At 43.4% G+C, this 21128-nt stretch carries 16 protein-coding genes, 1 tRNA gene and 2 pseudogenes; 16 read left to right on the top strand and 3 right to left on the bottom strand.

The genetic code is table 11. The features are described 5' to 3' along the window. The first annotated feature begins 13 nt into the window (after nt 1-13). A complete protein-coding gene (locus AC5RDS_RS00520) occupies nt 14-451 on the top strand; it encodes a nucleoside deaminase (protein WP_013613001.1) in 438 nt (145 codons plus the stop codon). Here AC5RDS_RS00520 and AC5RDS_RS00515 read toward each other — a convergent pair. After that, nucleotides 448-1683: a 3-phosphoshikimate 1-carboxyvinyltransferase gene (locus AC5RDS_RS00515; protein WP_013613000.1), complete on the bottom strand. Its 1236-nt coding sequence runs from the start codon at nt 1681-1683 to the stop codon at nt 448-450. The genes AC5RDS_RS00520 and AC5RDS_RS00515 overlap by 4 nt on opposite strands. Before the next feature lie 11 nt (nt 1684-1694). Beyond that, nucleotides 1695-2726, bottom strand: a complete 1032-nt coding sequence (gene aroB, locus AC5RDS_RS00510) for a 3-dehydroquinate synthase (RefSeq protein WP_013612999.1) — start codon at nt 2724-2726, stop codon at nt 1695-1697. A 193-nt stretch (nt 2727-2919) separates the two neighbouring features. On the opposite strand from aroB, the gene dprA reads away from it, so the two are divergent. The 12 genes and pseudogenes from dprA to AC5RDS_RS00450 form a co-directional block, all read left to right on the top strand. Next, on the top strand, nt 2920-4035 hold the full coding sequence (gene dprA, locus AC5RDS_RS00505; RefSeq protein WP_071823579.1) for a DNA-processing protein DprA: 1116 nt from the start codon (nt 2920-2922) through the stop codon (nt 4033-4035). 208 nt (nt 4036-4243) lie between these two features. Continuing rightward, the gene (gene gdhA / locus AC5RDS_RS00500; protein ID WP_013612997.1) at nt 4244-5578 is read left to right on the top strand and encodes an NADP-specific glutamate dehydrogenase; all 1335 of its coding nucleotides are present in this window, start codon (nt 4244-4246) and stop codon (nt 5576-5578) included. A 142-nt stretch (nt 5579-5720) separates the two neighbouring features. Further along, nucleotides 5721-6494 carry a TatD family hydrolase gene (locus AC5RDS_RS00495; RefSeq protein ID WP_041557462.1) on the top strand — a complete coding sequence of 258 codons (774 nt, stop codon included), beginning with the start codon at nt 5721-5723 and terminating at the stop codon, nt 6492-6494. 28 nt (nt 6495-6522) lie between these two features. Beyond that, nucleotides 6523-7563, top strand: coding sequence for an asparaginase (locus AC5RDS_RS00490; protein WP_118102553.1), 1041 nt, complete (start codon nt 6523-6525; stop codon nt 7561-7563). A 127-nt stretch (nt 7564-7690) separates the two neighbouring features. Next, entirely contained in the window at nt 7691-8473 is a 783-nt protein-coding gene (locus AC5RDS_RS00485; protein ID WP_013612994.1) for a MotA/TolQ/ExbB proton channel family protein, read from the top strand. A 3-nt stretch (nt 8474-8476) separates the two neighbouring features. Then, nucleotides 8477-8920: a hypothetical protein gene (locus tag AC5RDS_RS00480; RefSeq protein ID WP_013612993.1), complete on the top strand. Its 444-nt coding sequence runs from the start codon at nt 8477-8479 to the stop codon at nt 8918-8920. A gap of 39 nt (nt 8921-8959) precedes the next feature. After that, entirely contained in the window at nt 8960-9532 is a 573-nt protein-coding gene (locus AC5RDS_RS00475) for an ExbD/TolR family protein (RefSeq protein ID WP_013612992.1), read from the top strand. Further along, the gene (locus AC5RDS_RS00470) at nt 9532-9999 is read left to right on the top strand and encodes an ExbD/TolR family protein (protein WP_013612991.1); all 468 of its coding nucleotides are present in this window, start codon (nt 9532-9534) and stop codon (nt 9997-9999) included. Before AC5RDS_RS00475 ends, AC5RDS_RS00470 begins: the two co-directional genes overlap by 1 nt. 68 nt (nt 10000-10067) lie before the next feature. Continuing rightward, a tRNA-Arg gene (locus AC5RDS_RS00465) sits at nt 10068-10139 on the top strand. 145 nt (nt 10140-10284) lie between these two features. Then, nucleotides 10285-12786, top strand: a complete 2502-nt coding sequence (locus AC5RDS_RS00460) for a hybrid sensor histidine kinase/response regulator (protein ID WP_118102555.1) — start codon at nt 10285-10287, stop codon at nt 12784-12786. A 182-nt stretch (nt 12787-12968) separates the two neighbouring features. After that, nucleotides 12969-15365 (top strand): annotated as a pseudogene (locus AC5RDS_RS00455) (glycoside hydrolase family 2 TIM barrel-domain containing protein); the annotation flags it as partial. A gap of 90 nt (nt 15366-15455) precedes the next feature. Further along, nucleotides 15456-17018, top strand: a pseudogene (locus tag AC5RDS_RS00450) (beta-galactosidase small subunit-related protein); the annotation flags it as partial. 50 nt (nt 17019-17068) lie between these two features. Here the strand turns inward: AC5RDS_RS00450 and AC5RDS_RS00445 are convergent. After that, nucleotides 17069-18397: a sigma-54-dependent transcriptional regulator gene (locus AC5RDS_RS00445; RefSeq protein WP_494222168.1), complete on the bottom strand. Its 1329-nt coding sequence runs from the start codon at nt 18395-18397 to the stop codon at nt 17069-17071. 162 nt (nt 18398-18559) lie between these two features. On the opposite strand from AC5RDS_RS00445, the gene AC5RDS_RS00440 reads away from it, so the two are divergent. The 3 genes from AC5RDS_RS00440 to creD all read left to right on the top strand — a co-directional run bounded on the left by AC5RDS_RS00440 (nt 18560) and on the right by creD (nt 20932). Next, a complete protein-coding gene (locus tag AC5RDS_RS00440; RefSeq protein WP_013612987.1) occupies nt 18560-19183 on the top strand; it encodes a hypothetical protein in 624 nt (207 codons plus the stop codon). Continuing rightward, the gene (locus AC5RDS_RS00435; protein WP_013612986.1) at nt 19180-19482 is read left to right on the top strand and encodes a winged helix-turn-helix domain-containing protein; all 303 of its coding nucleotides are present in this window, start codon (nt 19180-19182) and stop codon (nt 19480-19482) included. Before AC5RDS_RS00440 ends, AC5RDS_RS00435 begins: the two co-directional genes overlap by 4 nt. 73 nt (nt 19483-19555) lie before the next feature. Then, nucleotides 19556-20932 carry a cell envelope integrity protein CreD gene (gene creD / locus AC5RDS_RS00430; protein WP_013612985.1) on the top strand — a complete coding sequence of 459 codons (1377 nt, stop codon included), beginning with the start codon at nt 19556-19558 and terminating at the stop codon, nt 20930-20932. Nucleotides 20933-21128: the final 196 nt, after the last annotated feature.

The following is a 21128-nucleotide window of genomic DNA, read 5'->3' as shown; positions in this document are numbered from 1 at the left end:
TCCGACGTAGCCGATGACGACACATGAATATTATATGCATAAAGCCCTGCAGGAAGCCCGACAAGCCGCAGAGGAGGGAGAAATCCCTGTAGGAGCCGTCGTCGTATGTAAAGGAAAAATTATCGCCCGGGCCCATAATGAAACCGAAAAACTGAATGACGTCACCGCTCATGCAGAAATGCTCGCCATCACGATGGCAACCTCTTATCTGGGAGGTAAATACCTGAATGAATGCACGCTGTACGTAACGATGGAACCTTGCACCATGTGTGCCGGTGCATTATCATGGGCACAACTCGGCGAATTAGTGACCGGAGCCCCCGACCCTCATCGGGGATACTCGCGTCTGACCCCTCCCGTATTGCATCCGAAAACCCGAATCACCTCAGGCATTTTAACCGGGGAATGCAGTGAAATAGTGAAACAATTTTTCAAAGCTAAAAGATCTTAAGAGTCCGAATATCCGGATTTCGTCCCAAAACATCCGGCCAGTGCTTCCCAATAACGGGGAAAAGATTTGGAAACGACTTCTTTATCCACAATAACTAATCCCGGATGTTTCAGGGCTGCAGGAGCAAATGCCATGGCCATGCGATGATCGTGATAAGTCGCAATCCGGGGACATGGCTGCCCCCCGGTCCGTTCCCCTTCCCAAATCAAGGCTCCATCTCCTTCAGCTTTCAACAGATAACCCAATTTGCCCAATTCCTCTATCAGCGCCTGGATCCGATCGGTTTCTTTAATCCGCAAGGTCTCCACTCCCCGGAACAGAAATGGAATACGCCGCATACAACAAGCCACAGCAAACGATTGGACGAGATCGGGCATTTCCACAAAATCATAATCCAACCGATCGATTTCAGGCTTTGCGGCCGATAATCTCACTAAATCTCCCTCATAGCAGGTTCGAACCCCTAATTTCCTCCACACAACAGTCTGACGGGAATCTCCCTGCATGCTTTTTTCTTTCAAGCCGGTCAGGATAATCTCTCCTTCTCCGGCGATAGCCAGCAATTCATAAAAATAAGAAGCAGCACTCCAATCCGATTCTACCCGGTAAGGAACAGACCGGTATTCTCCCGGCTTCACTCCGATCACAGTATCCTCCCGACCGACTTCGGCTCCAAACTCCCGCATGATCTGCAAAGTCATATCGATATAGGAACTCGAAACTACCTTGCCGGTAAGCCGGATTTCCAATCCTTTTTCCATATAAGGAGCGATCATCAATAAAGCAGAGATATACTGGCTACTGACAGAAGCCGGAATATCTATACTTCCACCCACCAAGCGGGAACCGTAAATCTCCAATGGCGGAAAACCTTCGTTTTCAAGATACCCGATCCGTGCTCCCAATCGGTTCAAAGCTTCTACCAACACCCGAATGGGTCTTTGTTTCATCCGCTCGGATCCCGTCAGTACCCACTTCCCGATAATCCTTGAAAGATAAGCCGTCAGAAAACGCATCGCTGTCCCGGCATGCCCCACATCAAAATAGCTATTTTCACTACACAGTATCCGCACCATACTTTGCGTATCGTCACAATCGGCGAGATTTTCTATCGGTAGTTCACTATCGGCCAAGGCATTGACGATGAGCACCCGATTGGAAATACTTTTCGAGGCAGGCAAAGTAACCGTACCTTGTACCCGTTTCGACTTGAAATCCAAAGTTATATCCATTCCCCTTCCCATTAAATTTGTTTAAGGGCTTCGAAAATTTCATCCCGGCTACAATAATTATCGATGTCAAATTCGCCGGGTTTATGTATGAGTGTAAAATTAACCCCTGCCTGTTCGTTTTTCTTATCGTGCAGCATCAGCTCATATAATTCGTCCGCTTCGGCTACAGGATGGTAGACCGGGTATTTTTCGCGGATAAACTTCCTTACCGCCTCGAAATGTTTTTCATCGAAACCAAGTTTTTGCACGGAGAGGAACAATTCGGCAATCATGCCGTACGCAACAGCATCTCCATGGAAAATATCGAGTCCACGGCGGATAGCGACACTTTCGATAGCATGCCCCACCGTATGTCCGAAATTCAATGCTTTGCGCAATCCTTTTTCCCGGGGATCACTTTGTACAATAGCCGCTTTCACCGCAACGGATTTACGTATCAGCTTCAAAAAATCTTCTTCCGCCACTCCGGCAAAATCTACCTGCATCGCTTCAGCCACATGTTCTTCATCGGCTAATAAAGCGTGTTTCAGCATTTCGGCAAATCCTGACATAATCTGCCGTTCGGGCAAAGTAGCTAAAAAATGATTATCGATAAGTACCCAATCGGGGATAGCGAAACTACCGATTTCGTTTTTCAATCCATTGAAATCAAAGCCGGTCTTTCCTCCCACCGACGCATCGATCTGAGCCAGAAGTGTCGTCGGTATATTCACACAATGTATTCCCCGTTTGAAGCAAGAAGCAGCAAACCCACCGAGATCGGTAATCACTCCTCCTCCCACATTCACCAAAACAGCATTTCGCCGGGCCCCCTGATCGGACAATACCTGCCAAATCTCAGCCACACTCTCTAAAGATTTGTGATGTTCACCTTCAGGAATTGTAATAATATGTTCTTCAGGAATACCGAAATCCTCGAAACTTCTCTGACAAAAATTACGGGAATTATTATCGACCAGTACGAAAATATCTGCAATACCGAAGTCCGCCAGCTTCAATTGTAAATCCGCCCGGATATCACGGGTAAAAATTATATTGTTCATATACCTGCAAATTTTGCCAAAAATAAAAAGGAAAAAGCAAAACTCCAATATTAATCGGAGAAAACGGCAAAAGTAAAGAAATCAGCTTCTCTGCCCATCGAAGCTACGGAATAATATCTTGTTTTTAAGAAGTATAATTCAATAATATTTCATAACTTTGTTAAATACGGATCCATTTAAATCTTCTTTAGCCATGAATCGAAATAGCTCTGTGAAAGCCCGCATTGCGATCAGTTTATTACCCAAGCTGAATAGCTGCATATACCTCCCGTTGATCGAAAGATGCGGAGGTCTGGAAGGTTTTTTTCTCGAAAGCGACCAAACGCTGAATCAGCTCTATCGGGAGTTGAATATACCCACGGACACTTTTAACCGGAAAACGGCTATACAAAATTCAGAAGCGGAGATAGAACAGTTGGACAAACACGAGATACAAATCTGCACAATCGAAGACGGGTGTTATCCGGAATTGCTCCGGCAATGTGCCGATGCTCCCCTGGTCTTTTTTTATAAAGGGAAGTTAAAGTCCTCTCCGGCAAATAAATATCTGGCCATCGTAGGGACAAGACATGCATCGTCCCGGTGTGAAGCCAGAGTGACGGCATTGGTCGAAGACCTGGTGAATCTGGGTTGTCGTCCTGTCCTGGTCAGCGGATTGGCTTATGGCATCGACGCCTCGGCCCACCGGGCTTCCCTGAAGTTCGGCTTGACGACTTTAGCCGTATTGGGACATGGATTACACATGATTTATCCGGCGACCCATAAAAGCATGGCACGTCAGATTCTGGAGACCGGCGGGGCCTGGATCAGCGAATTTCCTTGCACGGCGAATATACATCCGAGCAATTTCTTACGCCGCAACCGGATTATTGCGGGTCTCTGTCATGCAACCCTGGTAGCCGAATCGGCCATAAAGGGAGGAGCTATGGCCACAGCGCGCCTGGCCATGTCATACGACCGGGAAGTCATGGCTTTCCCTGGACGTCCGGAAGATAAATATTCGGCAGGCTGCAATTTTCTGATTAAAGAAAACATTGCCGCATTAACCGAAAATGCCACCGACGTGGCCCACCTCTTAGGTTACCCGATAAAAAAAACGACACTACAACAAACGATCTTACCGAATTTCAGCGACGACGAACAAGGGAATACACTCATTCAGCTCTTAAGTGAAAATGGAGCCCTGCATATCGATGAATTATGCCAGTTGACCCAGCGTCCAAGTAGTGAACTAGCGGCTATCCTATTGCAACTCGAACTGGAAGGGAAAATAATCGGTCTGGCAGGCAAAAAGTATTCTCTCCGGTAATTTTATCACTCCGAGAGGGCCCGCCGAAGTACTAATTTCAGTTTTAGTAACAGATTATCAGCAGGGATATATCTCCAACTATCAATCCGAAAGCAAAATCAAGGTTTGTTAATAAAAAATTAACTGCAAAAAGTTTTGATATCGTAAATAATTAGATAATTTTGACATCCGAAAACGTTTGAATTAACTCATACTAAAAATTATACACATGAGACCAGAAATTAAAGAATTCATGGAAGCCTTAAAGGCAAAAACAGTAGGTGAAGCAGAGTTCCACCAGGCTGTAGAAGAAGTTATTGAAACTGTATGGGATACCTATCAGGCAAACCCGAAATACAAGGCCAATAAGATCCTCGAAAAAATGGTAGAACCTGAAAGAGTAATCATGTTCCGTGTTCCATGGATCGACGACAAAGGTGAAGTACAAATCAACCGCGGCTACCGCGTTCAATTCAATAGTGCTATCGGACCGTACAAAGGAGGTTTACGTTTCCACCCGTCGGTAACTTTGGGCGGATTGAAATTCTTAGGTTTCGAGCAGACTTTCAAAAACTCTCTGACTACGCTGCCTATGGGTGGTGGTAAAGGAGGTTCGGACTTCAACCCGAAAGGAAAATCAGACAATGAAGTAATGCGTTTTTGCCAGAGCTTTATGACTGAACTTTGCAAATATATCGGCGCCGACACAGACGTTCCTGCCGGTGATATCGGTGTAGGAGCCCGTGAAATCGGTTATCTGTTCGGACAATATAAGAGAATCCGGAACGAATTCGTAGGTGTACTGACCGGTAAACCAAGAGAATTCGGTGGATCACGTGTACGTCCGGAAGCTACCGGTTACGGTACGGTATATTTCGCTCAGCACATGCTGAAAGAAAAAGGCCAGGACATCAAGGGTAAAACTGTCGCTATCTCGGGATTCGGTAACGTTGCCTGGGGTGCTGCACAGAAACTCGTTCAATTGGGAGCCAAATTGGTAACCATCTCCGGACCGGACGGATATATCTATGACGAAAAAGGTCTGACTCAGGAAGGTGTCGACTATATGCTGGAATTACGAGCAAGCAACAACGACGTTGTAGAACCGTATGCAGCTAAATTCGGAGCTAAATTCTTCGCTAAGAAAAAACCATGGGAAGTAAAATGTGATATCGCTTTCCCGTGTGCTATTCAGAACGAATTGAACGAAGAAGATGCAAAACAATTGGTTGCTAACGGTTGCCAGATGGTTGTAGAAACTTCCAATATGGGTTGTACAGCTGAAGCTGTTAAATATTTGAATTCTCATATCACTTTCGCTCCGGGTAAAGCAGCTAACGCAGGTGGTGTTGCCGTATCAGGTCTGGAAATGAGCCAGAACTCAATGAGATATAGCTGGACAGCTGAAGAAGTTGACCAGAAACTGTCTCAGATCATGAAAGATATCCACGATACTTGTGTTAAATTCGGTAAGGAGGGAGACAAGATCGACTACGTGAAAGGTGCTAACATCGGCGGCTTTATAAAAGTAGCTGAAGCAATGTGTGCTCAGGGACACGTATAGAAAGTTAAAGGTAAAAGTTAAAAGCTGAAAAAACGATTACCTGAAAATTAAAGCGTACACTTCAATGGTGTGCGCTTTTTTTATTATCTTCGTTTCCGCAAAATCATTCAGTTTTCAGCTAATCATTTTTAGCTTCAAATTTATGTACATCGACACTCATTCACATATCTACGAAGAGGAATTCAGAGAAGACCGGGAAGCTGTCGTACAACGTGCCAGAGAGGCGGGAGTGAATTACATCGTTCTTCCGGACATCGATAGTGAATCGCGCAACCGGATGCTCGATCTGGCAGCCCGACACCCGGAGATGTTATTTCCTTTGGCAGGGCTACATCCCACTTCTGTGTATGAGAACTATAAAACAGAACTGGCCCAGGTAGAAAAAGCTTTGGGTAACCATACCTTTTACGGCATCGGAGAATGTGGTATAGACTTATATTGGGATAAAAGTTATTACCGGGAACAAATCAAAGCATTCGAACATCAGCTTGGAATAGCAAAAGAAACCGGTTTGCCGGTAATCATTCATTCCCGTGACTCTCTGGAGGTGATTTTCGAAGTGCTGAAAAAACATCCTTATACCCGTGGTATTCTGCATTGTTTTCCGGGTAATGCAGCAGAAGCCCGGCAAGCAATCGACATGGGGTATTTATTAGGAATCGGAGGAGTCGTTACCTTCAAAAAGAGTCAGATGGCAGATACCCTACGCGAAATCGGCCCGGCAAACATCGTGCTGGAAACCGATTCTCCTTACCTGACTCCAGTCCCTTTCCGGGGAAAAAGAAATGAAAGTAGTTATATTCCGTTAATAGCTCAAAAAATTGCAGAATTAACGGGTCTCGAGACAAAAAAAATTGAAGAAATAACGACACAAAATGCTTTGAATTTGTTTAATTTGCAGTGCGAAAACGTGTGAGGGGTCATCGATAAACTTTGATATGACAATGACAAAATCGGTATTGATAATATATACAGGCGGAACCATCGGAATGGTCAACGATCCGGCGACAGGGGCATTGTGTCCTTTCGATTTCGAGCAGATAGCGAAAGCAGTTCCTGAGATCAGAGAATTCGGTTTTTCTATCAACAGTTATACTTTACCGGAGATCATCGATTCGTCCGATTTGAAACCGGCACTTTGGGCCGACCTGTGCCAAATCATTCTGGACAAATACGATCAGTACTCCGGATTCGTCATTCTGCACGGGACAGATACGATGGCTTATTCGGCCGCAGCCCTGAGCTTCATGCTGAACAACCTGACCAAACCGGTTGTTTTCACAGGTTCACAGCTTCCGATCGGCACCATACGTACCGATGGCCGGGAAAATCTGATTGCAGCCTTAGAAATTGCAGCGGCGACCATCGAAGGCAAGGCAGTTGTACCTGAAGTCTGTATTTTATTCGGAGCCAAACTCTTCCGGGGTAACCGAACCACCAAAATCAATGCAGAGAGTTTCGATGCTTTCCAATCGTTCAACTATCCGCCTTTAGCAGAAATCGGTATTCATATTCACTATAATTACGGAGCCATCGATTATACTCCCCGGACAGAGCCGATTGGTGCATTTACGGAAATGAATACCAATATCGCCATATTGCAATTATTTCCAGGCATTCGTCCGGAATTAATAGATGCCGTTATTCAAACTCCCGGTCTAAGAGGACTGATTTTGGAGACTTATGGTTCGGGGAATGCTCCGACCGACCGTTGTTTTTTAGAAAAAATTAAAGAAGCCTCCCAAAAAGGCATCATCATATACAACGTCACCCAATGCCAGGGAGGAACGGTAGAAATGGGCCGTTATGAGACCAGCAGAGAGTTATTAAACTACGGGGTTTCAAGTGGATATGACATTACGATGGAAGCTGCTGTCTGCAAAATGATGTATCTGCTGGAGAAATACCGTGACGCTAACGAAATAAAAAAATACTTAAATTCATCAATAAAAGGAGAAATAACCATGAATCATATTGGGTTTTAACATTTTTTTTGTACCTTGCCGCGTCTTTTGGTGCGTCCTGTGGGAATACAAAGGTTTGCAAGGGTACGCCTGAAGTTTGAGAGTTAAATTTTAATTATTTATAAACTAAAAATCAGTTAAAGAGATCATGAGAAAATTATTTGCACTAATAGCAGTTTTAGGAATGCTTACTATTGGAGCATCAAAACTAATGGCTCAGGAAGACGAAGCAGCACCAGCAGCTCAAACCGAGCAAACAACAGTTTCTATCGATGACGAACAAATTGAAAGCACTTCAATGCATGCAGCGATCAAACAGAAATTCATCGAAGGTGGTGCCGGATTTATGGCTTGTGTTGTATTGTGTTTGATTTTCGGTTTGGCCATCGCAATTGAAAGGGTTATTTATTTAAACCTTTCCGATACGAACACCAAAAAATTCATCGCTGGTTTTGAAGACGCGCTGAACAACGGTGGTATTGAAGCAGCAAAAGAATATTGCCGCAATACCCGCGGACCTGTAGCAAGTATTTTCTATCAGGGACTTTCCCGTTACGATCAGGGAATCGACATGGTTGAGAAATCAGTTGTTTCTTACGGATCGGTACAGATGGGTTTGATGGAAAAAGGATTGACCTGGATCGGATTGTTCATCGCATTGGCTCCTATGTTGGGGTTCTTGGGAACTGTAATCGGTATGATCGAGGCCTTCGACCAGATTCAGGCAGCAGGTGATATGAGCCCGGCACTGGTAGCAGGAGGTATTAAAGTGGCATTGATTACGACCGTAGGCGGTTTGATCGTAGCTATGATCCTGCAGGTATTCTATAACTATTGTGTATCGAAAGTAGAAGGTATCGTAAACAATATGGAAGATGCTTCTGTAAGCATGTTAGACATTTTGGTTAAATACGAGCAAAAAAACAAATAAACCATGGATAGTAAAAAAATACTCAACCTTGTAACAATCGTAATGTTCGTCATTACAGTAGTATTGTTAGGGCTGTTTATGTTCGGAGGTGAAGTACCGAATCAGCCGTACACTACTCCTGTATATACATCGACATTATTGAATTGGGCATATATCCTGTGTGGTATTGCAATCATTGCAGCTATTATCTTCCCGGTGATTCGTCTGTTTACCCGCCCGAAACAAGCGATGAAAAGCTTTATCGGATTAGCCGGAGTAGTCGTAGTCATCCTGATCGGGTATGCACTGGCTGATGGTACCCCGATAAAACTGGTCGGTTATACGGGGCCTGATAACGTACCATCCATGCTGATCTTCTCAGATACGATTTTGTATACGATGTATTTCCTTTTTGCAGCAGCTATTTTAGCTATCTTAGGAACGGAAATTTACAGAAGAATGAAATAATACTATTCCCTTCGGGGAATAGAGATAAAACTAAGGAATATGGCAAAGAAAACACCAGAAATTAATGCCACTTCGACTGCCGATATCGCATTCTTGTTGCTTGTATTCTTCCTGGCAACGACGACGATGAATGTGGATTCCGGTATATACAGAAGACTTCCGCCCTATCAGCCGGATAATACCGAAGCCCCGAAATATGCAAAACGGAATATTTTGCAGGTTTTGGTAAACCGGAACAATCAGCTGGCGATCAACGGAGAATTGGCAGATGTTTCTACCCTGAAAGACAGGACAATCGAATTTGTTCTAAATCCGAATAATAGCGAAGACTTACCCCAAAAAGAAATTAAAACGATCGATCTTTTCGGTCCCGTGGAAGTTTCGAAGGGTATTGTTTCTCTTCAGAGTGATAAAGGAACGTCATATGAAATGTACATCGCCGTACAAGATCAGTTGACATCCGCTTATAATGAATTGAGAAACAGAAAAGCCAACGAGAAATGGGGTAAAAACTTTGATGAACTGAATGAAGACCAAAAAGAAGCAGTCAGAAAAGTTGTTCCGATGCAGATTTCTGAAGCAGAACCTAAAAACATAGGAGGGAAAAAATAATGGCAAAATTTAAAAAAGACGGTAAAAGAGAGACGCCCGCAATTTCAACGGCATCTTTACCTGACATCGTGTTTATGTTGCTGTTCTTCTTCATGGTGAGTACCACGATGCGTGAAGTTTCCCTAATGGTTGCCAATGCGATGCCTCAGGCTACAGAAACCGTAAAACTGGAAAAGAAATCACTCGTAAGTAATATTTATGTAGGTAAACCAACTCCTCAATATCAAGGTGCTTACGGAACCGAACCCCGAATCCAGTTGAACGATCGTTTCGCAACTTTAGAGGAACTGGGAGCTTTTGTGGTTTCAGAACGTGAAAGTCGTAAAGAGGAAGACAGAAATAGCATTACCAATAACCTGAAAGTAGATAAAAATGTAACGATGGGTGTCGTTACCGATATCAAACAGGAATTACGTAAAGCAAATTCATTGAGAATTAATTACGGTAGTACGAAAAAACCCCATTAATTAATTCTAAAAAATAAAGGGGGACATGGTTCCCCTTTTCTTTTTTTTATTATCTTTGCAACGCATTTGGTTCCGTAGTTCAATGGATAGAATGAAGGATTCCGGTTCCTTTGATTGGGGTTCGAGTCCCCACGGGATCACAGAGCAAAACGCTAAATAAATGCTTTTCATTTATTTAGCGTTTGTTTTTTGTTGTAACTTTCAAAATTTTGTACGACATACTCTAAATTTTGATGCATTTTTTTATATTTGGTGAAAAATTGAAATGTAATAAAAAACGAGATCATGCCCTCACTTTCAAAATATACCCAATGGAAGGTTATCGGAGGATATAGTCTTCTGTTCTTATTGAGTATCCTGGCTGCTGTTTTGATTTATAAGCAAATAACGAAATTAATTGTCAACGAAGAAAATAGTGATAATCCTAACCGGAAACTATTCATTATTGGTAATACGATCACGGGGCTTTATGAATCGGAAGGGCTGGGAAATGCTTTTGTACAAACCGGTTCGAGATCCTATTTTCTAAAGTACCGGGATTTAATAGAGGAAGTTGAATCGAATATAGACTCTTTAAGAGACTTAACTACCCGTCTGGACCAGATTCTCCGTCTGGATACGATCGATGATCTACTCGATCAGAAAATACGCAATTTGCAGGATATCGTCCGGGTAAAACAATCCTTTGTCCCGGATGATTTCTATAATAAAGCGATTGCCAGTATAGAATCCGGAAGAGACAGCCTGCAAGGGACGGATATCCGGAAAAGACACATTACGACACTGGACAGTTCGTACACCAAATCAGAAAAAAAGAAAAGACGTTGGCTATTTTTTTCCAAGACCGAGCCCGATTCCGTACTCAAAGTTTCGGTTTCTCATCATACTGTTATCGATACGCTCAACAGGCAAACAGCCTTACAAAATACGGACAGTGTCGTTCATATTCTGAAAACAGCCTGGGAAGACGTACAAAAACAAACCCAGGATATTACCCGTCAAATCAACCGGAAAGAATATGCCTTAATTCAGCAGAGCACCTACATTACGGATCAGTTGAAACGAATATTAGGAGCCTATGAAAAAGAAGAAATCACGAATTCTCTAATCAAACAAGAAACCCGGGAACAAACCCTCAACACGATGATACGGATTTTTGCCTGGCTGGCAGTGATTGCCTTCCTGCTGATCTTGTTCTTTACCTTCTTCATTCTTCGCGATTTATCCCGTAGCCAACGCTATCGGAAAGAACTCGAGGCAGCCAACCGCTATGCCGACCAACTATTGAAAAGCCGGGAAAAGATGATCCTGACCGTCACACACGACATCAAATCACCGCTAAGCTCTGTAATCGGTTATATCGAACTGCTCAATAACACCCCCATCAACGAACGGCAACGTTATTTCCTGAAAAACATGCGGGGTTCTTCGGAACATATCCTGAAACTGATCGGTAACTTGCTGGACTTATCGAAACTGGAAAACAATAAAATGCCCGTCGAGCATATCGTGTTCAATCCGTATCATTTATTCCAGGAAATTACGGACAATTTTATGCCACTGGCAGCAGCCAAACATTTGGAATTAAAAGCCCGTTTCAGCGAAGATCTCGATAAAGACTACTCAGGAGATGCCCTGCGCATCCGGCAGATCCTGACCAATATCTTATCCAATGCAGTAAAATACACGACAACAGGACATATCTCCTTCTCTGCCGAAACCGTCAATCCGGAAAAGATCAGACTAAAAATCCAGGATACAGGTTCAGGGATGACTCCCGAGGAGCAAAAAATCATCTTCCAGGAATTTACACGCCTAACTTCACATGCAACCATAGAAGGTACAGGCCTGGGATTAACGATTACATTGAAATTAATCCATCTTCTGGGGGGAGAAATTCAACTGAACAGCACTCCGGGTAAAGGAAGTTGTTTTACGATCCTGCTTCCCCTCGGGCAGTGTACCACCTCATCCTCAACGGCTTCCCCCGAGCCACCCCTCCTCCCCCGACCGGGTATTCCGGTGAGCGGTTCACCTAAAATTCTGTTTATAGACGATGATCCGCTTCAACTGGAAATGGCGGTCGGTCTATTGGCTAATTATGGTATTCAGGCAGAAGCCACCACCAGCCCACAGCATCTCCTGAACAAGCTGGCCTCTACCAAATACGATCTTCTTTTTTCCGATATCCAGATGCCGGAAACGAACGGTTTCGATTTGGTTAAACAAATCCGTAATTCCTCACTACCTAATGCTGCCGATCTCTGCATCGTAGCCTTATCGGCAGATTCCGGACGGACGGAAAAAGAATACCTCGATGCCGGTTTCAGTGCTTTTCTAAGCAAACCTTTCACCTCCGGTCAACTGACAGCCTTAATCACCCAACTGACAGGTATTTCACTCTCAGAACCGGCAACCACTTCCTATTCAAATCCAGCCCAGGACATAGAACGCAGAGGATATAGCCTGAAACATATCCTTCAGTTTGTCGACAACGATCGGGAAGCCCTACAAAAAATCCTCGATTCATTTGTAATGACAACCCGGGAACATATAGAATTATTAAAAAAATATCAGGAAGAAAAACAATGGACAGCTATCGTCCAACTGGCCCACAAAATGCTCCCGATGTTCCGTCAACTGGAAATAGATGAAGAAATCCCCCTATTAGAAAAGTTAGAACAGGCGACTAAAAACGATCTCCCTGAAAATCAAATCTCATCCCTGACTCAGGAAGTAATCGACAAAACGATCCTGTTACTAAAAGAAGATTTCAAAATCTCCTGATCAGGCTCCCTTTCAGGGCTCGCTGATCAGCCTTAAAGACAGGTTACTACTTCTCGTTGTATCAGCATCGAGAAAAAATCATCAGATTCATTATAAATGATTTGGGAATCCGACAGATTTTAACGAATATTGTAGACAGAATGTGCGGATCTCAACAAATATTTATAAAACGAAATCACATCATGCGTATAATCACATTAAGTCTATTACTGTGTGGTTTAGTCATACAAAGCTTCGGTGTACGACCGCCGTTAAAAGGTTACACCTATGCTTCGGAACAGGCTCCAACAGGAAAAGAGTGGCAATCTCCGGAAAATCTGGCTCTAAACAAAGAGCAGCCACATGCTTGGTTTTTTCCTTTTCAAGATATAAAAAGTGCCCGAAAAGTTCTGCCTGAAAACAGTATATATTGGCAATCGCTGAACGGTAACTGGAAATTCAACTGGGCAGCGGATCCGGATTCACGTCCCAAAGATTTTTATAAAACCGATTTCGACGTGACGGCTTGGGACAATATTCCGGTTCCTTCCAGCTGGAATATTTATGGAGTTCAGCAAGATGGCAGTTTGAAATACGGAGTACCCATCTATGTCAATCAACCTGTCATTTTTATGCATAGCGTAAAAGCAGACGACTGGCGGGGTGGCGTAATGCGTACGCCTCCAACGAACTGGACAACTTACAAATATCGCAATGAAGTGGGTTCTTTCCGTCGGGAATTCGAGATTCCCGAACACTGGGACGGACGTGAAGTATTTATCAGTTTTGACGGAGTCGATTCATTTTTCTATCTATGGATCAACGGAATGTATGTAGGTTTTTCGAAAAACTCACGCAATACGGCTAATTTCAATATTACCAACTATTTGCGTTCCGGGAAAAACATAGTCGCAGCAGAGGTTTACCGAAATTCCGACGGTTCTTTCCTGGAAGCTCAGGATATGTTCCGTTTGCCAGGTATTTTCCGCACCGTAGCACTTTATTCCACCCCTAAAGTACAGATACGTGATCTGGTTGCAACTCCGGATTTGGATAATAACTACACCGACGGTTCTCTGACAATTCAGGCCGATATCCGTAATTTTGGAAAGAAAACGGCCAAAGGATATAAAGTATGCTATAGTTTGTATGCCAACAAATTGTATTCTGACGAGAATGAACCGGTTATTCTGGCTAGAGATACTAAGGGAGCGGCTATCCGGAACAGTGTCGTTGCCCAGGTAGAACCTATTACCACAGGAAATACCCAGGAAGCGGAAAAAGTGGTTCTGAAAGTAAAAAATCCGAATAAATGGTCGGCAGAAACTCCTTATCGTTATACCCTGATCGCGGAACTGAAAGATCATAAAAACCGGAGTATCGAGACAGTATCTACGATTGTCGGTTTCCGGAAAGTGGAAATCAAAGACACTCCGGCTGATCAGGATGAGTTCGGCCTGGCCGGCCGTTATTACTATGTCAACGGCAAGACGATAAAATTAAAAGGGGTGAACCGGCATGAAACCAACCCGGCTGTAGGTCACGCTATAACCCGTGAGATGATGGAAAAAGAGGTTATGCTGATGAAGCAAGGTAATATCAATCATGTACGTAACTCACATTATACCGACGATCCTTACTGGTATTATCTCTGTAATAAATACGGCATTTATCTGGAAGATGAAGCCAACATCGAATCACATGAATACTATTACGGGGCGGCTTCTCTTTCTCATCCCGTTGAATGGAAAAATGCACATGTCGCCCGGGTAATGGAAATGGTACACAGCAATGTAAACAATCCTTCTATCGTCATCTGGTCGCTGGGAAATGAGGCAGGCCCCGGCCAAAACTTTGTCGCTGCCTACGAAGCTTTAAAACAATTCGATTTATCCCGTCCGGTACAATACGAACGGAACAATTCGATTGTGGATATGGGTTCCAACCAATATCCTTCTATCGGTTGGGTACGGGGAGCTGTAAAAGGAAATTATGATATTAAATATCCGTTCCATATCTCGGAATATGCCCATTCCATGGGTAATGCCTGTGGAAATCTGATCGACTACTGGGAAGCTATCGAATCTACTAATTTCTTCTGTGGCGGTGCCATTTGGGATTGGGTGGATCAGTCGATGTATAATTATGACAAGAAAACCGGTAAGCGTTATCTGGCCTATGGAGGAGATTTCGGAGATATCCCCAATGACGGTCAGTTTGTAATGAATGGTATTGTATTTGGAGATCTTGAACCTAAACCACAATATTATGAAGTGAAGAAAGTCTATCAGAATATGGCTGTGAAAGCGATTGACATCGAGAAAGGTCAATTCGGGATATTCAACAAATATTATTTTAAAGACCTTTCGGATTATGATGTAAAATGGTCCTTATATGAAAATGGCAAGGAAATACAATCCGGTCCTGTGACTACAGGCATTGTTCCTGCCCGCCATACGGTACAGGTAGTTATTCCTTATCAATACAATAATCTGAAGAAAGATTCCGAATATTTCGTAAAAGTGCAGTTTTTACTGAAAAACGATATGCCTTGGGCGAGAAAAGGATTCGTGGTTGCAGAAGAACAAATTCAGGTGAAAGAAGCCCACCGGCCTCTCATCAGCACGATGATAAGACAAGGCGGAAAACTGACCTGCGACAAAAGCAGGACTGCCCGCCCTGTGATCCAAGGGAATAATTTCAAAGTCGAGTTCGATGAATCCACAGGAACGATTTACAGTCTGACTTATGATTCAACAACAATCATAGCAGCAGGTAATGGACCGAAACTGGATGTACTCCGTGCTTTTACGAACAATGACAACTGGTTCTATTCTTCGTGGTTTGACCGTGGTTTACACCATTTACAACACAAAGCCAAAGAAACAACGATTATGAATAAACCGGACGGAAGTATTGTATTGGCTTTTACAGTAGAATCCCAGGCGCCTCATGCAGCAAAAATACTGGGTGGTACCAGTTCCGGTAAGAATACGATCGAAGAATTAACCGACACCCCTTTCGGTCCGAACGATTTCAAATTCACTACCAATCAGATTTGGACGGTTTATCCGGATGGTTCCATTGAATTACAGGCCAGTGTTACTTCCAATCAGCCTGATCTGGTATTACCCCGTTTGGGTTATGCCATGAAAATCCCTCAGGAATATGCCAATTTTACCTACTACGGACGTGGTCCGATCGACAATTATGCAGACCGGAAAAGCGGACAGTTCATTGAACAGCATAAGAATACGGTTGCCGGAGAATTTGTCAACTTCCCGAAACCTCAGGACATGGGAAATCATGAAGATGTGCGTTGGTGTGCCCTAACCAATCAGGCAAATCAGGGGGCTGTATTTATAGCCACCGATCGGTTATCCGTCTCCGCTTTACCATATTCGGCCCAGGATTTGATTCTGGCTTCCCATCCTTATCAGTTGCCACAAGCCGGCGACACCTGGTTGCATCTGGATGCAGCAGTGACAGGACTGGGAGGAAACAGTTGCGGTCAGGGTGGTCCTTTGGTAGCGGACCGGGTTTTCGCCAACAATCACAATTTCGGATTTATCATTCGTCCTGCCGGTAAAGACCTGAGTAAAATAGCCAATATCGCTCCTGCCGGAGAAATTCCATTGTCTATCACACGTAGTAAGTCGGGAACTGTAGAAATAACCTCAGCCCGTAAGAATGCAACAATTTGCTACACCGTTGGAAAAAGCAAAGTAAAAGAATACACAACCCCGATATCACTTCGTGAAGGAGGTCTGGTAACTGCCTGGTTCAAAGACAGACCTGCTATCAAAACGAAGATTTCCTTTGAGAAGCAGGAAAACATCCAAACTGTTGTGATCTATGCCAGCAGCCAGGAAGCCGGAGAGGGAGATGCTTCACACCTCACAGACGGAGATCCCAATACAATCTGGCATACGATGTATTCCGTAACAGTTGCCAAATACCCGCATTGGGTGGATCTGGATGCCGGAGAAGTGAAGAATATCAAAGGTTTCATTTACTTACCCCGCCAAGACGGCAATAACGGTAAGATCAAAGATTATAGCATCCAGGTAAGCATGGACGGTAAAAACTGGGGAACTCCTGTTCAGAAAGGTACTTTCGATAATAGCAGCAAAGAGAAGCAAGTTGAGTTTGCCAAACCGGTGCAAGCCCGTTATATCCGTTTCACAGCTTTAAGCGAACAGAACGGTCAGGACTTTGCCTCCGGTGCCGAAATAACGATTCTGGCAGAATAAAAACAGGATTTATCGATAATAATTGAAAATTCAACTGCCGGGATGAAGCTTTATTCAATAGAATAAAGCTTCATTTTATTATACAAGGTTTTACGGTCTATTTTCAATAAGCGTGCAGCCTCACTTTTATTGTTGTGGCATTTCGCCAATGCTTCACGGATAAGCTGTACTTCATTCTTTTCTCGCTTCAAAGCCAGATCTTCGATTTGAGGGACAGGATCCACAGCTGCCAATTCGGCCGGAATATCTTTCAAAGAGATAAAATCACCGAGACACAATAATGTCGCCCGCTTGACCACATTCCGCATTTCGCGAAGGTTACCGGGCCAGTTATAGTTTTTAAAGACAGACATTACCTCATCCTCGAAACCGATCACATCTTTTCCTAGTTCTTCATTCGAGGCAGCCAGAAAATGATTGGCAAAAACCGGAATATCTTCCTTTCTTTCACGCAAACTTAAAGCTTTTAAAGAAAATTCATTCAGACGATGATAAAGATCCTCCCGAAAATTCCCCTCGGCCACAGCCTTTGTCAGATTCTCGTTCGTAGCGGATATAATACGTACATCAAAAGCGATCTCTTTATCACTCCCCACAGGCTTCACTTTACGTTCTTCCAAGGCCCGTAGCAACTGTACCTGCACATCGTAACTCAGATTTCCGATTTCATCGAGGAAAATCGTCCCTCCCGAAGCAGCCACAAAATAACCCGTCTTATCGTTCACAGCTCCCGTAAAAGCCCCCTTCACATGTCCAAAAAATTCACTGGCTGCCAAATCCTTGGGGATCGCCCCACAATCGACGGCAATAAAAGGCGCCTCCTTACGATTGCTCTGAGCATGAATCAAACGGGCTATGTACTCTTTACCGGAACCACTTTCTCCGGTAATCAATACAGTCATCATAGTCGGAGCTACCAATCGAATATATTCGTAAAGTTTGTCGGCTTCCAGACTCGTACCTTTGATGTATGGCACCGATTGGGGCTTTTTTGTCCGCTTTTTTTGTTCGGGAACAGCAGTCTGTTCCAAAGTGTCCTGGATCTTTTTCAAAATCTCGTCCGGAATGACGGGCTTCGCCACATAATCGAAAGCCCCTAATTTCATCGCCAATACCGCAGTTTGTATATCAGCATAACCGGTCATCAAAATCACCTGAACCTCAGGAGTCGATGCCTTGATATTTTCCAACAAATAAATTCCGTCCTCATCCGGTAAACGCAAATCTGTCAACACGACATCATATTTCGTCCCTTTCAGCTTCGCCAAAGCTTCGCGGCAAGAAAAAGCATTCTCTACTTCAAACCCTCTTTTTGTCAACCATGTTTTCAACATCAGACAAAAAGTGGTATCGTCATCTACCAATAAAATTTTAGCCATATACCAATTTATAAAACAGTCGAACCGACTGAACTGTTTTACAAAATTAGGAAACTAACTCCACGAAACGAAGCATTTATCTTTTTTTTCGCAAAAAAAAGTCAATTCAAAGGCGAATTTTTCAAAAAATATTTAACTTTGCATCACAAAGTAATTTGAAATATGAATAATCAGGAAGCTTTAAACACTTTAAACGACATCCGGAACATGATGGAAAAGTCCACCCGGTTTGTCTCATTCAGCGGATTGTCCTCTATCGTCATCGGCATATACGCTTGTATCGCCGCGATAATTGCTTATTCTATCCTGGGAAATACAACACCGGTACCCAGACTGGATGTCGACACGCCTGCGAAACTACAACTTTTGATCGTCTTCGCTTCTTTACTGATTATCGTTTGTATCGTTACGGTCATCCTGATGTGCAGGCACAAAGCCCACCAAAACAACCAATCTCTTTTATTCGATTTCAATACCAAAAGGCTACTGTGGAATTTCTTCCTGCCTTTGGTTGTAGGCGGAATACTTTGTATATCATTGATCTGGCAAAGCCATTATGGCCTTACTTCTTCGATCATGCTGATATTCTATGGCGTCGCTCTGATCAGTGCGTCGAATTATACGTTTTCCAATACCCGCTATCTGGGTTATGCGGAAATCGCTCTCGGCCTGGCCGATAGTTTTGTAGAAAATTATGCCCTGTTGTTTTGGGTCGTCGGCTTCGGCCTCTTTCATATCGTCTACGGTATCTTTTTTCATTTGAAATACGAAAAAAAGAACAAATGAAACTAAACCTGGAAGATATTAATAAGGCCTTTGAAAGTAAAGCCCGGTTAGGAATCATGTCGGTACTCCTGGTCAATGAATCCATCGATTTTGTATCCTTGAAAAATTTGCTTGAACTAACCGATGGTAATCTGGCCAGCCATACCCGGAATCTGGAGGAATTGGGGTATATCCGAAGCTACAAACAATTTATCGGCCGTAAACCCAACACTACCTTTTCTGTCACCCCCGAAGGAAAAGAAGCTTTTAAAAAACACCTGAATGCCCTGGAAAATTTTCTAAAAAATCAACTGGAATAATAATATCTATTTTTTTACACTTATACTTTGAAATACAAAGTTCTTTATTAAATAAATTTAAACTCTTCTGATTATGGAAACACAAATCTCTTTTTCCAACCAGGAAAAATACCCACGCCAAGGGTTTATGCAACGGAATGCCTTGTCTGTCAAAATTATTTTAATCGGAGTTTTAATTCTCATTCTCCTGATTCCGCTTGCAATGATCCGGGGATTAATCTCGGAACGTTCCGAAACCGCCTCGGAAGCAACAACGGAAGTACAAAACAAATGGAGCAGCTCACAATTGGTAACAGGCCCTTTCATCAGTATTCCCTGCTATGAAAACTACGAAGAGACTTATTATGAAAACGGAGCCACGAAAATCAGGGTAAAGAAAGTCAAAAACTATATCCATATTCTTCCCGAGCTTCTGGATATTACAGGAAATGTAGAAACCGAAGAACTGAGTCGTGGTTTATACGATATTGTCGTATATAAAACGCCGTTAGTATTAAAAGGCAAATTTATCATCCCGGAACATTTCGAAACCACCATTTTGCCCGAAGACATAGCGCTTCAGCATGCGACCTTGAATCTGGGGATTTCCGATCTTCGGGGAATCAGCGAACAAATAACTGTCGACTGGGGTAAAGAAACGCTTCAATTCAACCCAGGATTACCTTCGGATTTTATTTTATCTTCGGGTGTTTCCTCCGTACTACCTCAACACCAAAAACTTCAGGCCGGAGATTCGATTGAATTTTCGATCCAACTACAGCTTAAAGGCTCAGAATCGATTCAATTCAGTCCCTTCGGTAAAACGACACAAATCCACCTAACCTCCAATTGCACTACCCCGAGTTTTACGGGAGCCTTTTTACCGGAGAACCGTGAGATTACGAACAGCGGTTTCACTGCCGACTGGAAGGTATTGAACCTCAACCGAAATTACCCCCAGGTATTCACCAGTAACCAGTACCACAATGAAGAAGAACTCTCTTCTTTCGGAGTCAACCTCTTATTACCCGTACAACAATACCAGCAATCTATGCGCTCCGTGAAGTATGCCTCCCTGATTATCATTCTTACTTTTGTGATCAGTTTTTTTGTGGAAGTGATGCAAAAAAAGAATATCCATCCTTTCCAATATTTACTGATAGGACTTGGCTTATGTTTATTTTATACGTTATTGATCGCCATTTCGGAACATCTGGGGTTTAATTTAGCCTATCTTATTTCAGCGATCATGACTATTATTCTATTGACACTATATATGCGGGGAATTCTCAAAATCCGGAAAACAGCCTTTACAATAGGCGGATTGCTGGCTCTATTATATCTCTATATCTTTGTATTGATTCAGATGGAGACTTACGCTTTATTAGCCGGTAGCCTCGGATTATTCATCATCCTGGCGGTCATCATGTATTATTCACAAAAGATCAACTGGAACGGAGGAATGAAATAGTAGAATTATTCCGGTCCTTGTTCGTCTTCGGTGTTCGTGTTCGGGGACCCGGTCGCTTCTGTCGGTCATCTACCTTTTTCTTTCACTGACCGGCGGAACTCCTCGCAAGCTCGTCAGACACCACCGGTCGGGCGTTCAGAAAAAGCAAGACGACACTCGCCGGAGCTCCAATGGTCCCCGAACACGAACACCTTCG

This window comes from Odoribacter sp., from assembly GCF_985060555.1.
This window is presented reverse-complemented; position numbering and strand designations above follow the sequence as displayed.

What these genes read in the sequence shown, in the direction of transcription:
- AC5RDS_RS00520 (WP_013613001.1), top strand. Translation starts at nt 14, where the DNA reads ATGACGACACATGAATATTATATGCATAAAGCCCTGCAGGAAGCCCGA.
- AC5RDS_RS00515 (WP_013613000.1), bottom strand. Translation starts at nt 1,683, where the DNA reads ATGGATATAACTTTGGATTTCAAGTCGAAACGGGTACAAGGTACGGTT.
- aroB (WP_013612999.1), bottom strand. Translation starts at nt 2,726, where the DNA reads ATGAACAATATAATTTTTACCCGTGATATCCGGGCGGATTTACAATTG.
- dprA (WP_071823579.1), top strand. Translation starts at nt 2,920, where the DNA reads ATGAATCGAAATAGCTCTGTGAAAGCCCGCATTGCGATCAGTTTATTA.
- gdhA (WP_013612997.1), top strand. Translation starts at nt 4,244, where the DNA reads ATGAGACCAGAAATTAAAGAATTCATGGAAGCCTTAAAGGCAAAAACA.
- AC5RDS_RS00495 (WP_041557462.1), top strand. Translation starts at nt 5,721, where the DNA reads ATGTACATCGACACTCATTCACATATCTACGAAGAGGAATTCAGAGAA.
- AC5RDS_RS00490 (WP_118102553.1), top strand. Translation starts at nt 6,523, where the DNA reads ATGACAAAATCGGTATTGATAATATATACAGGCGGAACCATCGGAATG.
- AC5RDS_RS00485 (WP_013612994.1), top strand. Translation starts at nt 7,691, where the DNA reads ATGAGAAAATTATTTGCACTAATAGCAGTTTTAGGAATGCTTACTATT.
- AC5RDS_RS00480 (WP_013612993.1), top strand. Translation starts at nt 8,477, where the DNA reads ATGGATAGTAAAAAAATACTCAACCTTGTAACAATCGTAATGTTCGTC.
- AC5RDS_RS00475 (WP_013612992.1), top strand. Translation starts at nt 8,960, where the DNA reads ATGGCAAAGAAAACACCAGAAATTAATGCCACTTCGACTGCCGATATC.
- AC5RDS_RS00470 (WP_013612991.1), top strand. Translation starts at nt 9,532, where the DNA reads ATGGCAAAATTTAAAAAAGACGGTAAAAGAGAGACGCCCGCAATTTCA.
- AC5RDS_RS00460 (WP_118102555.1), top strand. Translation starts at nt 10,285, where the DNA reads ATGCCCTCACTTTCAAAATATACCCAATGGAAGGTTATCGGAGGATAT.
- AC5RDS_RS00445 (WP_494222168.1), bottom strand. Translation starts at nt 18,397, where the DNA reads ATGGCTAAAATTTTATTGGTAGATGACGATACCACTTTTTGTCTGATG.
- AC5RDS_RS00440 (WP_013612987.1), top strand. Translation starts at nt 18,560, where the DNA reads ATGAATAATCAGGAAGCTTTAAACACTTTAAACGACATCCGGAACATG.
- AC5RDS_RS00435 (WP_013612986.1), top strand. Translation starts at nt 19,180, where the DNA reads ATGAAACTAAACCTGGAAGATATTAATAAGGCCTTTGAAAGTAAAGCC.
- creD (WP_013612985.1), top strand. Translation starts at nt 19,556, where the DNA reads ATGGAAACACAAATCTCTTTTTCCAACCAGGAAAAATACCCACGCCAA.